Genomic DNA, 12,775 nt, shown 5'->3' on the forward strand with positions numbered 1-12,775 from the left:
AGCGAGGCCGACCGGAACCTCGAGTCGAGTCGTACACAAAGACCATGAGCACGCCCCGCCAACCCCGCGAAACCCGCGCCGGCCTCGAGCCGCTGGCGGTGCTGCCCGTGTTCGTGCCGCTCCAGGACAAGCGGGCGGTGCTGGCCGGCTCCAACGGCGGCGCCCCCTGGAAGGTGAAGCTGCTCGCCGCCGCCGGCGCCCGGGTCGATGTCTATGCCGAGGAGCCGAGCGAGGAACTGCGCGGCGTGCCGGCCGAGATCGCCGCCGGCTCGGTGACGCTGCACGAGCGCCGCTGGACCCCGGAAGACCTGCAGGGCGCGGCCTTCGCCATCGGCGCCATGGAGGACGAGGACGATTGCGTCGCCTTCGTCGCAGCAGCGCGCGCGGCCGGTGCCATCGTCAACGCGGTCGATCGGCCGCATCTGTGCGACGTGAAGTTCGGCGCCATCGTCAACCGCTCGCCGCTCGTCGTCGGCATCTCGACCGAGGGCGCCGCCCCGGTCTTCGGGCAGACGGTGCGGGCGCGCATCGAGGCGATGCTGCCGCGCGGCTTCAAGCACTGGGTCGCGGCCGCCCGCGACTGGCGCGAGGCGGTCTCGGCCCGCTTCCACGGCTTCTCCGAGCGGCGCGGCTTCTGGGAGCGCTTCACCGACCGTGCCTTCGCCGAGCCCGACCGCACACCGACCGAGGCCGACCTCGCCGACCTGATGGGTCAGGCCGAGGCGCTGCCCCTCGGCGGCGCTGTGACGCTGGTGGGGGCCGGGCCGGGCGATGCCGAACTCCTCACCCTCAAGGCACTGCGGGCCCTGCGCAACGCCGACGTGATCCTCTACGACGACCTCGTCGCCCCCGAGATCCTCGATTATGCCCGCCGCGAGGCCCGGACCATGCTGGTCGGCAAGACCGGCCACGGCCCCTCCTGCCGCCAGGACGACATCAACGCGCTGATGGTCTCGCTGGCGAAGTCCGGCAAGCAGGTGGTGCGCCTGAAATCCGGCGACCCGCTGGTCTTCGGCCGGGCCGGCGAGGAGATCGAGGCGTGCGAGGCCGCGGGCATTCCCTGCACCATCGTCCCCGGCGTCAGCGCGGCGCAGGGTGCGGCGGCGGCGCTCGGCGTCTCCCTGACCCATCGCGACGCGGCCCGGCGCCTGCAATTCGTCACCGGCCACGACCGGCGCGGCGCGCTGCCGGAGGATCTGAACTGGAGCGCGCTCGCCGACCGCAGCGTCACCACCGTAGTCTACATGCCCAAGCGCACGCTGCGCGTCCTGCTGGAGCGAGCGGTCGCCGAAGGGCTGGCACCCGAGACGCCGGCCCTCGTCGTGTTCAACGCGACCCGGGCCAAGCAGGCGACGGTGGCGGGCACCGCCGCCGACCTCGCCGAGCGGGTCGAGGCCTCGGGGCTCGAAGGCCCGGCACTCCTGATGGTCGGGGAAGCCCTGCGCCGGCACAACGCCCGCAGCGCGGACCGGGACGTCGAGATCCGGGCCGAAGCCTCCTGAACCTGCTGCAAAGGCTCGTGCGACCGCAGGGCCTTGCGGCGTCGCGCGGGCTTGCGGCACGCCCCGGCTCTGTGATCTGAGGGGCGTTGCCCGACACGCTCGGACCGCCGCGTCCCCTTTCGGCGAGGCCATCTGTCGGGCCACATTTCCACGCGGCCGCCTCGCCCGTCGGGCCGCCTCCACAGACTCCGCCTTCGAGGGCCCCCATGCGTCCGTCCCGCAGCGTTCTCCTGCCGCTTGCCGCCTTCGTGGCCGGCCTCGTGGCGATCTCCATCGCGCTGGTGATGACGCTGGTGCCGCAGCATCCGCAGAGCGGCCCGAGCGGCATCGGTGGTCCCTTCACCCTGGTGAACCAGGACGGTGCGACGGTCAGCGAGCGCGATTTTGCCGGCAAGCCCTACCTGATGTTCTTCGGCTTCACCCATTGCCCCGATGTCTGCCCGACCACGCTCCAGCAGATCAGCGACGTGCTGGCGGCGCTCGGCCCCAAGGCGGATGCGCTGAAGGTCGCCTTCGTCAGCGTCGATCCCGAGCGCGACACGCCCGCTTCGCTCAAGACCTACCTGTCGAGCTTCGATCCGCGCATCGTCGGCCTCACCGGCAGCCCGGAGCAGGTGGCAGCGACCGTGAAGACCTTCCGCGCTTACGCCAAGAAGGTGCCGGGTTCGAGCGGCGACTACACGATGGAGCACACCGCGCTCGTCTACCTGATGGACGCCCGCAACGGCTTCGTCGGTGCGGTCAACCTCAACCGGCCGGCAGCGGAGACGGCGGCGGAGTTGGCGAAGCGGATTTGAAGACGGCCGAGGGGCGCCGCGCGAGCGCTCCCGTGCGGGAGGTGCGGGCCAGCCCGTGTTCGGTCTTGTTCCAGCGGTGCGGGTGCCGCGCCAGCTCGAACACGGCGAGCCACGCCGCGAGACTGCCGAGAAGGTAGTAGGCCGGCAGCAGCAGCACGAGCGGCACGAGGTCGAACCACCCGCGCCGGAGGCAGCCGACGAGGCCGGGCAGGCACATCGCCGCGAGCCCGCCGAGGAACACCGTCGTGGAGGCCGCCCGCTTGACGATGGCGAGGCTGTCGCCGCCCTCGTCCGGCATGATCAGGTCGGCGAAGCCGCCGAGCAGCATGACGGGATAGAACAGGGCCGAGACCACCGTGCCGGGCAGGAGCGCCAGCACGCACAGGCTCTCCGCGGCGCCGAGGCGGCGATAGAGGTCGAGCGGGCGCCGCCCGTGGGTGAAGCTCGTCTGCAGGAAGCCCTTCATCCAACGGGTGCGCTGGCGCAGCCACTTGCGCGGATGGGCGAGCGCCTCCTCGAAGGTCGCGCTCGGCAGGTCGCCGACATGGTAGCCCGCGAGCGCCATGCGCAGGCCGAGATCGGCATCCTCGGTGACGTTCCAGGCATCCCATCCGTGGAGCTTGCGCAGGACGCAGGTGCGGAAATGCGTCGAGGTGCCGCCGAGCGGCGTCGGCATCCGCCATGCGGCCAGGGCTGGGCCGAGCACGTCGAACAGAGCCGCGTACTCGATGGCGAACAGGCGCGGCAGCCAGCCATCGCCGTGATTGTCGATCACGAGACGGCCCTGGAGGCAGGCGGTCGAGGCCGGCGCACGGGCGAACAGCGTCGCGGCGAGGCGAAGCTGTTCGGCCGAGATCACATCCTCCGCGTCGTAGACCACGAGGTGCTCGCCGCGGGCGAGCGGCAGGGCCACGTTCAGTGCCCGCGGCTTGGTGCGCGGAATCCCCTCCGGCACGGTGACGATCTCGAAGCGAGCCGGGAGCGGTGTCACGCGTAACGCTGCGGCGGTTTCGTCGTCGTCGGCCTCAAGCAGGAACTTGATGTCGAGCTTGGCCGCCGGATAGTCGAGCCGGCGCAAGGCTCGCAGAAGACGCGGCACCACCGGCGCCTCCCGGTAGAGGGCCACGAGAACCGTGTAGGTCGGGAGCGCATCGTCCGTCAGCAGAACCGGCCTCGGCTCGGATGCATCGGCGCGTACGATCTCGGCGGCCCCGATCGCCGCCGCGGCGAGGCGGAAGGTCAGCAGAGACAGCATCAAACCCTGCACCAGCAGCAGCAGGAGAAAGCCCGTCGCCGTCGGGAGGCGGGCGAGCAGGACGACGAGGGCGAGCACGCCGCCGGCCAAGGCAAGGTCGATCGCCAGCGGGCCGGGCCGGCAGGACCATTCGGGACGAAGACGCCCCAGGGTCTCGGACGCGTCCTCGGCAATGGCGGCCCCGTACCGGGCGAACAGGGCCTGCCTCAGGGCCGTCGGGGTCGTGATGGCCGGAGGCGCCGCCCACCGGTCCGCCGCCGCGATCAGTCGCGCCACCGCGGCTCCGCGCGGTGCCGCGACGAGGGTTTCACCCCCCTCGCAGACCGCGAGCGGCGCGGCGCCGGAGATGAGACAGCGCGCGTGCGGAACGCCCTCGCCGATCGCGAGAGGCCCGACGAGAAATGTCGCCCCGAGCCGGCGGGCGAGCGCGCGGTAGAACGCCTCCTCGGAGAGAAGCCCCTCGTTGAGGAGGGCTGTGGCGGCATCGGTGCCGCAGCGACGGGCGATGATGGCGGCCCGGCTCAGCGTCTCGAGGGATACGCCCTCGGTAGCGAGGAAGCCGATTTCCGGCGGGAGCGGAGCGGCGCGGCTGCTCCGACGGCGGTCGAGGTCGGACAGGGCAACGGCTTCCCGCGGGCCCGCGCCGTGCTAGGGAGGGGCATGGGCCAGGACCTCTCCATGGACGTGTATTGCTCCACTCCGACAACCGAAGGGTCAATCCGCCACCACAGGGTGCGGCGGATACTGGCGGCAACCCTTATCGTTTTATTAACCAATGTTGCAGAGGCACAACAGCCGTCCGACCCAGCGGCCCCAACGGTCAGCATTCCGAATTTCTGGAATCCCCGGGCCCGCGGCGAGCGGGTCGAGGCGCCTCAGACCGGGCGGGCGGTTCGGTTCATGACCGACGACGAGTTTCCGCCGCTCCATTTCGCAGGCCCCGACGGTGCGCCGACCGGCTTTGCCGTGGAACTCGCCCGCGCGGTCTGCGAGCGTCTGACGGTGATGTGCACGGTGCAGGCGCGCCGCTTCGACACGCTGCTCGATGCGCTGGCCGACAAGCAGGGCGACGTTGTGGCCGCCGCCGTGCCCCTGACACCGGGCCTGCGCGCGCGGTTCCTGGCGACACGGCCCTATTTCCGCTGGCCGGCCCGCTTCATCGCCCGCAAGGACCGCAGCCTACCCGCCCCCTCGGTGACCGCACTCGCCGGGCGCAGCGTCGGGATCGTCGAGAGCAGCGCCCACGAGGCCTATCTGAAGGCCTTCTTCTCCAACGCCACGCGAAAGACATTCACCGATCTCTCGGCGGCCCAGAGCGCGCTCAAGCGCGGCGAGGTCGAGTACCTGTTCGCCGACGGCTTGAGCCTCGCGCTCTGGCTGAACGGCCAGGAGGCGGAGGGCTGCTGCACCTATTCCGGCGGCGATTATCTCGAGAATCGCTATTTCGGCGAAGGCATCGGCTTCGTCACCCGCACCGAGGACGCGGCCTTGGCCCGTGCCCTCGACGACGCATTGCAGCGGGTATGGGACGACGGAAAATACGCCGAGCTGTATCTGCGATTTTTCCCGATCAGTCCGTTCTGACGCGGTCCGGATCGTGGCACCTGTCGCGAAGCGGTGCCGTTCTCTAGTTTGAGATACGAATCGAACTCGAACGCAGGACCGAAGGGAGCGCGTGAATGCCGAAGCCGTACAGCACCCCCCCCGCGAAGGGGCGGCGGCATATCGGGAACGCACACCGTCTCCACCAGGGCAGCGAGTTGACCTCGGAGCGCAGACAGCAGCTCGCGCTCAACCGGTTCACCTATAGCGGCGGCTTCGACGGCTTCGAGGGCCGGATGATCCTGAGCCGCATGGAAGCGGACGGCTCGGACCGCAAGAAATAACCGTCCGCGCGCCAGCGCTCGCGTTAAACGCGGCTGAGTTTCACGCTCGCCTTCTCTCCCGCCCGTCCAAGCGAGCCGAGATGGGTGTCTTTGAAGCCGCCGACGTATTTCAGCCCGTACCCCACGGCGCGATCGAGCCCGATATGCGCCAGCCAGACGAGAGCCAGCCCGGCCGCCATCGGACTTCCGAGGACCAGTGAGGCTGCCAGCAGCAGGAGCGGGACCGCGGTCGTGTGAGCCGCGTTGTAGCTCGCCGCGCCGATTCGGGCACCGGCCAGATACCCGATCATGCTGAGGTCGGGGACAAGGATCAGGGCTGCCCACAGCCACCAGGATTGGCCCATCCAGGCATACCCGGCGAGGGCACAGACGAACAGCGCCGCTCCCTCGATCCTGAGGAGCAGGCGCGGCACGCCACGCACATCACCCGACATCGGAAGATCCTCGCAGGAGGCAACGCTTCCACACGGTAGGACGACGAAGACCGCTTGCCAACCGGAGCTTTGCCGCTCCGAACAACCGCCCGTTCAGCGCCGCCCGGCGACCCGCTTCGTCCCACCGCCGCGCGACGCGCCCGTGTTCTCCTCGAACAGCTCGGCGAGCTTTTCCGTCATCGCGCCGCCGAGTTCCTCGGCGTCGATGATCGTCACGGCACGGCGGTAGTAGCGCGTCACGTCGTGGCCGATGCCGATGGCCAAAAGTTCGACCGGCGAGCGGGTCTCGATCTCCTCGATCATGTAGCGCAGGTGGCGCTCGAGGTAGTTGCCGGGATTGACCGAGAGCGTCGAGTCGTCGACCGGCGCACCGTCGGAGATCACCATCAGGATACGGCGCTGCTCGGGCCGCGCCAGCAGGCGCTTGTGGGCCCAATCCAGCGCCTCGCCGTCGATGTTCTCCTTCAGGAGCCCCTCGCGCATCATCAGCCCGAGGTTCTTTCGGGCACGGCGCCAGGGGGCGTCGGCGCTCTTGTAGATGATATGGCGCAGGTCGTTGAGGCGGCCGGGGGCGGGCGGCTTGCCGCCGGCGAGCCACGCCTCGCGGGACTGGCCGCCCTTCCAGGCGCGGGTGGTGAAGCCGAGAATCTCGACCTTCACGCCGCAGCGCTCCAGCGTGCGCGCGAGAATGTCGGCGCAGGTCGCAGCCACGGTGATCGGCCGACCGCGCATCGAACCGGAATTGTCGAGCAGCAGCGTGACCACCGTGTCGCGGAAGTCGGTGTCCTTCTCCTGCTTGAAGGAGAGCGGCTGGAACGGATCGGTGACGACGCGCACGAGCCGGGCCGGATCGAGCTGGCCCTCTTCGAGATCGAAGTCCCAGGCGCGACTCTGCTGCGCCAGCAGGCGGCGCTGGAGACGGTTGGCGAGGCGGCCGACGACACCCTGAAGGTGGGCGAGCTGCTTGTCGAGATAGCTGCGCAGACGCGCGAGCTCCTCGGCGTCGCACAGATCCTCGGCCTCGACGGTCTCGTCGAAGCGCGGGTTGTAGACCTTGTAGTCGGGGCCGGTCCGCTCGTTGCCGCGCTGGCTCGGCGGGCGCCAGGATTCGGAGGCCTCCTCCGACTCCGCGTCCTCGGCCTCCTCCGGCAGCTCGCCGGAGGGGGCGTCGGCGGATTCGGTGGCGCCCTCATCGAGTTCGTCGGTGGCCTCGTCGGTCACCTCGATCTCGGCGCGGTCGCCCTGGCTCTGTTCCTCCGCCTCGCCCTCGCTCGGCTGCTGCTCGTCGTCCTGGGCTTGGTTCTCGTCGTCGTCGCTCTCATCGTCCTGATCGAGGGGCGTCTCGTCGGCCATGTCGAGTGAGGAGAGCAGATCGCGCACAGAGCGGGCAAAGCTGCGCTGGTTCTCGAGCGCACCGAGCAATCCGTCGAGGTTCTTGCCGGCGCGTGCCTCGATATGCTCGCGCCACAGCTCGACGATCCGGGCGGCGGCCGGCGGCGGCTTCTGGCCGGTCAGGCGCTCGCGCACCATCAGCGCGACGGCATCCTCCATCGGCGCGTCGGCCCGGTCGGTGATGTTCTCGTACTTGCCGCCGCGGTGGTAGCGGTCCTCCAGCATCGCGGTGATGTTGGCGGCCACGCCTTCCAGGCGGCGCGAGCCGATCGCCTCGACGCGCGCCTGCTCGACCGCGTCGTAGACCGCGCGGGCGGCGGCGTTGTCGGGGGCGAGGCGGCGGTGGACGCTGGTGTCGTGGCAGCCGAGGCGCAGGGCCATGGAATCGGAATGCCCGCGTAGGATCGCCGCGTCCTCGGCGGTGATCCGCCGGGTGGGCTCCGGCAGGCGCGCCTTGTCGCCGATCAGCGCCGGCCGATCGCTGGCATAGGTGACCTCGATATCGGGCCGCTTGGCGATGGCGCGCAGGCAGCCGGCCACCGAGCGCTTCAGCGGCTCGGCGCCGGGCTCCTTGCGGTCGCCGGTCTTGGGGCGGTTGGTCAGGGCCATATCTTCGCGGACGCCACCGGATCGAGTTCGGAGGCCCGGCCGGGGGATCGCCCCCGGTCACGGGGAGAGGGGCGCCGTCCCCGCCGCACGCCGAGCGTGGGCGGGGACGCCACCGTCAGGTCAGCTCAAGGCGACGTTGAGCGCGCTCTCGGGCAGTTCCTTGCCGAAGGCACGCTGGTAGAACTCGGCGACCAGGGGCCGCTCCAGCTCGTCGCACTTGTTGAGGAACGTCACCCGGAAGGCGAAGCCGATGTCGCGGAAGATGTCGGCGTTCTCGGCCCAGGTGATGACCGTACGCGGGCTCATGACGGTCGAGAGGTCGCCGTTCATGAACGCGTTGCGGGTGAGGTCGGCCACGCGCACCATCCGGCTCACCGTGTCGCGTCCGCCCTCGCTCCGGTAGTGCGGCGACTTCGAGAGCACGATATCGACCTCGCGGTCGTGCGGCAGGTAGTTCAGCGTGGTCACGATCGACCAGCGGTCCATCTGGCCCTGGTTGATCTGCTGGGTGCCGTGATAGAGGCCGGACGTGTCGCCGAGGCCGACCGTGTTGGCGGTGGCGAACAGGCGGAAGCCCGGATGCGGGCGGATGACCCGCTTCTGGTCGAGCAGCGTCAGGCGGCCGGAGAGTTCCAGCACGCGCTGGATCACGAACATCACGTCGGGGCGGCCGGCATCGTACTCGTCGAACACGAGCGCGACGTTGTTCTGCAAGGCCCAGGGCAGGATGCCGTCCTGGAAGGCGGTGACCTGCTTGCCGTCCTTCAGGACGATGGCGTCCTTGCCGACGAGGTCGATGCGCGAGACGTGACTGTCGAGGTTGATCCGGATACAGGGCCAGTTCAGCCGTGCCGCGACCTGCTCGATATGCGTCGACTTGCCGGTGCCGTGATAGCCGGTGACCATCACGCGGCGGTTCCGGGCGAAGCCCGCCAGGATCGACAGCGTCGTCTCCCGATCGAAGATGTAGTCCGGATCGAGATCCGGCACGTGCTCCTCGGGCTCGGAATAGGCCGGCACCTTCAGGTCGAGGTCGATGCCGAACACCTCGCGGACGGAAACCTGGCGGTCGGGCAGGGAAGCGGGCGTTTCGTCAGACAGCATACGGAACCTCATCGGGGCGGCCGGGAACGGGCGTGACCCCGCGCGACCGCGCTTTCTATCGTCACTCACCTGCCGGGCGGCCCACAGGGAAGCGGGCGGATGTCTTCCTTAATCGCCGCCCCTCGGCATCGCCAAGGGGGCTCAGCCAGAAAGAGGGCGCGGCGAAACGGAGGGATCATCCGGGGAAGCCGGCTTCACATAGAAGCGGTATCCAAGAAATATAGGGCGCACGCGGACATTTGCTGCCCCACCCGCCGCCGGGCGGACCGGCATTCGGCGCATTGCCCGTTCGCGGCGCCGGGTTCGCACCCTTCGCACCGGACTCGGTGCCGGCCAGGGCGGGCGGCGCGGGTCAGCACAGCCCGGCGGCGCGCAGCACGTCGTGGGCGCGGATGATGTCGCGCAGGCGCTCCTCGAAGGAGCGGTCGCCGCCATTGGCGTCCGGGTGGAAGCGCTTCACCAGCGTTTTGTACTGCGCCTTGATCGCGGCGGTATCGGCCGTCTCGTCGAGCCCCATCACGTCGAGCGCCTTGCGCACCGCCGCCGAGTGACGGGGACGCTGCGGCTCCGGCTCGGCCTGACGCCGGCCCGCGGCCCCGCCGCCGACCCCGTTCGCCCGCAGAATTCCCAGCGGGTCGGCATAGGCCCAGTCACGCTCGGCCTCGGGCTGGGCGCCCTTTGCCCCCTTGGCCTTCGCCTCGGCCGTGGCGGCCGCCGCGTTCATGCCCATCGACCATGTCGGCCGATGGCCGATGATCGCATCCTTCTGGTAGGCTTCGACCGCGGCATCGTTCATGCCGTCGAAGTAATTGTAGGAGGCGTTGTAGGCGCGCACGTGGTCGATGCAGAAGCGCCAGTACTGCCCCTCCTGCCTGCGGCCCTTGGGGGCGCGGTAGAGGCCGGGATGGGTGCAGCCTTCCGCCTCGCAGGACGCCTCGGCCGTGGCCGCACCGGCCTTGGCGCGCGCGCCGGCCTTCGCCCCCGCCTTCGCTCCCGGCTTGGGATCGTCACAGGTCGGCTTGATACGGATGCGGTCGAACAGCGGCGAGTTGAGATCCATGACGGGCCGATTATGAGGGGCGGAGGCGCCGACGAAAAGGCCGTTGGGCCTGATGCCGCATGCATCGATCCGGGGTTGACGCTTTTGTGCCGGGACCGCGCCGGACAAACGCCTCCGACACACGGCCGATGCACGGCCGTAGCGCTTCCGCTCAGAGCGAGGACATGATGACCGGGACGATGAAGGACTGGATCGCCGAGCGCCTGGAGGCCGAGTTGGCGCCGACCGCGCTCGATGTGACCGACGAGTCGCACCTGCATGCCGGCCATTCCGGCGCCCGGCCGGAGGGCGAGACCCATTTCCGGCTCGATGTCGTGTCGGCAGCCTTCGAAGGGAAGAGCCGGGTCGAACGCCACAGGATCGTCAACGGACTTCTCGACGAGGCCTTCAAGCGCGGGCTGCACGCCCTGGCGGTGCGGGCCCGAACGCCGGGCGAGGCCGGCTGAGGCCGAACGCGTTCAAGGAAGGAAACCCGCCGTGGCGCTCCAGTGCACGCCGCTGATCGAGATCGACGAGGCCGAACTCGAGGAAACTTTCGTGCGCGCCTCCGGCCCGGGCGGACAGAACGTCAACAAGCTGTCCACGGCGGTGCAGCTCCGCTTCGACGTGCGCCGCTCCCGCAGCCTGCCCGATGCGGTGGCGGTGCGGCTGATGCGGCTCGCCGGCCGGCGGCTGACGGGGGAGGGCGTGCTCGTCATCAACGCCCAGCGCTTCCGCACGCAGGAGCGCAACCGGGCCGATGCCCGCGAACGGCTCGCGGCGCTGGTGGCGGAAGCGGCGGTGCCGCCGACACCGCGCCGCGCCACCCGGCCGACGCTGGCCTCGAAGAAGCGGCGCCTCGACGAAAAGAGCCGCCGCAGCAGCGTCAAACGGCTGCGCGGCGGCCCTGGGGACGATTGACGGTCGCCGGGCGTCAGGTCGCGGCGGGAACGGTCGCCGTCGGCTTCGCCTCGGGATGCGCGTCGGGCTGCGGAGCCGCCACGCCCGAGACGTAGGGCGTGTCCTTGAGCAGGACCGTCAGCACCAGCGAGATCAAAGCCAGCAGCGCCGCGAGTCCGGCCGGGAACAGGAAGGCCCGCTCGCCGTACCAGCCGTGCAGGAAGCCGCCGATTACGGCGCCCGTGCTGAGCGCCCCCCAGAGCGGCGCCTGCAGCCAGAACGAGGGGGCCGGCTTGTGCAGGATCAGGTTGGCGATGCCCGCACCGAAGCGCACCACCGTTCCCGTGACGTAGGTGATGGCGAGGCTGCGGCCCGCCTCGTCCTGCAGCGTCGCGTTCTGGATGCCGAGCGCCAGCACGATCGGGTAGGCGTGGAGCGGGAAGGCCGTGCTGCCGAACGGGACGAACAGGCCGATGGCGAACAGCACGGCCTGGATGATCAGCAGGACCGAGAGCCGGAACCGGCCGGACCAGGCCGCGATCAGCGTGCCGATGCAGGCGCCGAAGCAGAACAGCGCGATCACGCTGGCGAACCGGGTGGTGCCGTCCCAGTCGAAGCCTGAGACGGCCACGCCGAACCGCGTGGTGTTGCCGCTCATGAACGACATGAAGAGCTGGGAAAATTCGAGGAAGCCGATCGAGTCGGCTGCACCTGCAGTGCCTGCCAGCATCAGCGCGATCGGGACACGCGTTACTGGACTTGCCGGAAAGGCCTTGTTCGACTCGTCAGCCATCGGTTCCTCTGATGTTGCTCCGCAGCACAACGGTATTACGGCTGTCCGGTTGCGTCCATTGCACAGACAGAAATCAAGTGTTTGTGTAGGATTAAGATGCGCCCCGGCACGTCCGACTTGCTTTGGCGCCGAATGGCCGCCGGGCGCATCTCGGCGATGACCAGACGAGCCTGCTCGGCCACCTCTCGCAGATAGGTGTCGGAATGGGCGTAGCGCCCGTCGGCACCGAGCACGACACCCGATTCCTCCCGTAGCGGGGACTGGACGGTGAAGGCGGCCAGCCCGCCGGGCCGCAGCACGCGGGCTATCCCAGACAGGGCCGACGTCAAATCCCCCAGATAGATGAAGACGTCGGCGGCCACGATCAGGTCGGCGGAGGCCGCCGGCTCGGCAGCCAGGAACGTGACGAGGCCGGCCTCGGCAAGACGCTCGTAGAGCCCGATGCGGCCGGCCAGCGCCAGCATGGCAGGGGAGAGGTCGCAACCGGCCAGGCGCCCGACCCGACCCGCGAGCGCCCGACCCATCAGCCCGGTACCGCAGCCGAGATCGAGCCCGTTCGGGAAGTGTTGCGGCGCACAAGACGGGTCCGGCCGCGCCAGCGCGTCGAGTGCCGCGACCATCAGCGCCGGCCCGCAATAGCCGAGTTCGTCCACGAGATGCCGTTCGAAGCGCGGGGCGTAGCCGTCGAACAGCGCGCGGATATAGGCTGGCGTGATCGCCGCGAGCGCATCGCCTGCGCCGAGCGCGGCGCGATGCAGGCGGCTGCCCAGCGCGTCCTCGGGATCGAGTTCGAGCGTCCGCCCGAACGCCGCGAGCGCCGCGAGCCGGTCGGCCGCGTCCCGGCTTTGCCCGAACAGGGTCTCGCGGGCGCGCCCGAGCAGAAACCAGGCGGGCGCGTAGCCGGGAGCGCGTTCCAGCGTCTGCTCCGCCATCTCCGCCGCCCCGGCGGGGTCGTCCTCGGCGAGGCAGGCCTCGGCGTAGGCGTAACGGCGGTCGGCGAGGAGATCGCCGGAGGAGCGCTGTCGGGACATCGTGCGTTTGCGGCCTTGGGAAACCTCCGCCCT

The 12,775-nt window shown here is 70.1% G+C and carries 13 protein-coding genes; 6 read left to right on the forward strand and 7 right to left on the reverse strand.

Features of this window, described 5'->3' with window-relative positions; all coding sequences use genetic code 11:
- Window positions 1-44 precede the first annotated feature (44 nt).
- The gene (gene cysG / locus Y590_RS15210; RefSeq protein WP_060770594.1) at window positions 45-1,502 is read left to right on the forward strand and encodes a siroheme synthase CysG; all 1,458 of its coding nucleotides are present in this window, start codon (window positions 45-47) and stop codon (window positions 1,500-1,502) included.
- A gap of 206 nt (window positions 1,503-1,708) precedes the next feature.
- Entirely contained in the window at window positions 1,709-2,299 is a 591-nt protein-coding gene (locus tag Y590_RS15215) for an SCO family protein (protein ID WP_060770595.1), read from the forward strand.
- Here Y590_RS15215 and Y590_RS15220 read toward each other — a convergent pair.
- Entirely contained in the window at window positions 2,250-4,118 is a 1,869-nt protein-coding gene (locus Y590_RS15220) for a glycosyltransferase family 2 protein (RefSeq protein WP_060770596.1), read from the reverse strand. The two genes, Y590_RS15215 and Y590_RS15220, sit on opposite strands and share 50 nt — an antisense overlap.
- Before the next feature lie 96 nt (window positions 4,119-4,214).
- On the opposite strand from Y590_RS15220, the gene Y590_RS15225 reads away from it, so the two are divergent.
- Together Y590_RS15225 and Y590_RS15230 are read left to right on the forward strand one after the other, a co-directional pair.
- Window positions 4,215-5,138, forward strand: coding sequence for a transporter substrate-binding domain-containing protein (locus tag Y590_RS15225; RefSeq protein ID WP_060772311.1), 924 nt, complete (start codon window positions 4,215-4,217; stop codon window positions 5,136-5,138).
- Window positions 5,139-5,233: 95 nt separating this feature from the next.
- Window positions 5,234-5,440 carry a hypothetical protein gene (locus Y590_RS15230; protein WP_056118039.1) on the forward strand — a complete coding sequence of 69 codons (207 nt, stop codon included), beginning with the start codon at window positions 5,234-5,236 and terminating at the stop codon, window positions 5,438-5,440.
- 23 nt (window positions 5,441-5,463) lie between these two features.
- Here the strand turns inward: Y590_RS15230 and Y590_RS15235 are convergent, their stop codons facing one another.
- The 4 genes from Y590_RS15235 to Y590_RS15250 form a co-directional block, all read right to left on the reverse strand.
- Window positions 5,464-5,874, reverse strand: coding sequence for a DUF4260 domain-containing protein (locus Y590_RS15235; RefSeq protein ID WP_060770597.1), 411 nt, complete (start codon window positions 5,872-5,874; stop codon window positions 5,464-5,466).
- 93 nt (window positions 5,875-5,967) lie between these two features.
- On the reverse strand, window positions 5,968-7,875 hold the full coding sequence (gene cobT / locus Y590_RS15240; protein ID WP_060770598.1) for a cobaltochelatase subunit CobT: 1,908 nt from the start codon (window positions 7,873-7,875) through the stop codon (window positions 5,968-5,970).
- Between the two features lie 120 nt (window positions 7,876-7,995).
- Window positions 7,996-8,979, reverse strand: a complete 984-nt coding sequence (gene cobS / locus Y590_RS15245) for a cobaltochelatase subunit CobS (protein ID WP_060770599.1) — start codon at window positions 8,977-8,979, stop codon at window positions 7,996-7,998.
- A gap of 352 nt (window positions 8,980-9,331) precedes the next feature.
- Window positions 9,332-10,039, reverse strand: a complete 708-nt coding sequence (locus Y590_RS15250) for a J domain-containing protein (RefSeq protein WP_060770600.1) — start codon at window positions 10,037-10,039, stop codon at window positions 9,332-9,334.
- Between the two features lie 167 nt (window positions 10,040-10,206).
- On the opposite strand from Y590_RS15250, the gene Y590_RS15255 reads away from it, so the two are divergent.
- Window positions 10,207-10,485: a BolA family protein gene (locus Y590_RS15255; RefSeq protein WP_060772312.1), complete on the forward strand. Its 279-nt coding sequence runs from the start codon at window positions 10,207-10,209 to the stop codon at window positions 10,483-10,485.
- A gap of 31 nt (window positions 10,486-10,516) precedes the next feature.
- Window positions 10,517-10,939, forward strand: coding sequence for an alternative ribosome rescue aminoacyl-tRNA hydrolase ArfB (arfB, locus tag Y590_RS15260; protein WP_060770601.1), 423 nt, complete (start codon window positions 10,517-10,519; stop codon window positions 10,937-10,939).
- A 13-nt stretch (window positions 10,940-10,952) separates the two neighbouring features.
- Here arfB and Y590_RS15265 read toward each other — a convergent pair whose 3' ends face one another.
- Complete coding sequence (locus tag Y590_RS15265; protein WP_060770602.1) at window positions 10,953-11,711, reverse strand: YoaK family protein; 759 nt, start codon at window positions 11,709-11,711, stop codon at window positions 10,953-10,955.
- Between the two features lie 35 nt (window positions 11,712-11,746).
- A complete protein-coding gene (locus Y590_RS15270) occupies window positions 11,747-12,742 on the reverse strand; it encodes a class I SAM-dependent DNA methyltransferase (RefSeq protein WP_060770603.1) in 996 nt (331 codons plus the stop codon).
- Window positions 12,743-12,775: the final 33 nt, after the last annotated feature.

The sequence above is a fragment of the Methylobacterium sp. AMS5 genome (assembly GCF_001542815.1).
Classification (GTDB): Bacteria; Pseudomonadota; Alphaproteobacteria; order Rhizobiales; family Beijerinckiaceae; genus Methylobacterium.

What these genes read in the sequence shown, in the direction of transcription:
- cysG (WP_060770594.1), top strand. Translation starts at nt 45, where the DNA reads ATGAGCACGCCCCGCCAACCCCGCGAAACCCGCGCCGGCCTCGAGCCG.
- Y590_RS15215 (WP_060770595.1), top strand. Translation starts at nt 1,709, where the DNA reads ATGCGTCCGTCCCGCAGCGTTCTCCTGCCGCTTGCCGCCTTCGTGGCC.
- Y590_RS15225 (WP_060772311.1), top strand. Translation starts at nt 4,215, where the DNA reads ATGGGCCAGGACCTCTCCATGGACGTGTATTGCTCCACTCCGACAACC.
- Y590_RS15230 (WP_056118039.1), top strand. Translation starts at nt 5,234, where the DNA reads ATGCCGAAGCCGTACAGCACCCCCCCCGCGAAGGGGCGGCGGCATATC.
- Y590_RS15235 (WP_060770597.1), bottom strand. Translation starts at nt 5,874, where the DNA reads ATGTCGGGTGATGTGCGTGGCGTGCCGCGCCTGCTCCTCAGGATCGAG.
- cobT (WP_060770598.1), bottom strand. Translation starts at nt 7,875, where the DNA reads ATGGCCCTGACCAACCGCCCCAAGACCGGCGACCGCAAGGAGCCCGGC.
- cobS (WP_060770599.1), bottom strand. Translation starts at nt 8,979, where the DNA reads ATGCTGTCTGACGAAACGCCCGCTTCCCTGCCCGACCGCCAGGTTTCC.
- Y590_RS15250 (WP_060770600.1), bottom strand. Translation starts at nt 10,039, where the DNA reads ATGGATCTCAACTCGCCGCTGTTCGACCGCATCCGTATCAAGCCGACC.
- Y590_RS15255 (WP_060772312.1), top strand. Translation starts at nt 10,207, where the DNA reads ATGACCGGGACGATGAAGGACTGGATCGCCGAGCGCCTGGAGGCCGAG.
- Y590_RS15265 (WP_060770602.1), bottom strand. Translation starts at nt 11,711, where the DNA reads ATGGCTGACGAGTCGAACAAGGCCTTTCCGGCAAGTCCAGTAACGCGT.
- Y590_RS15270 (WP_060770603.1), bottom strand. Translation starts at nt 12,742, where the DNA reads ATGTCCCGACAGCGCTCCTCCGGCGATCTCCTCGCCGACCGCCGTTAC.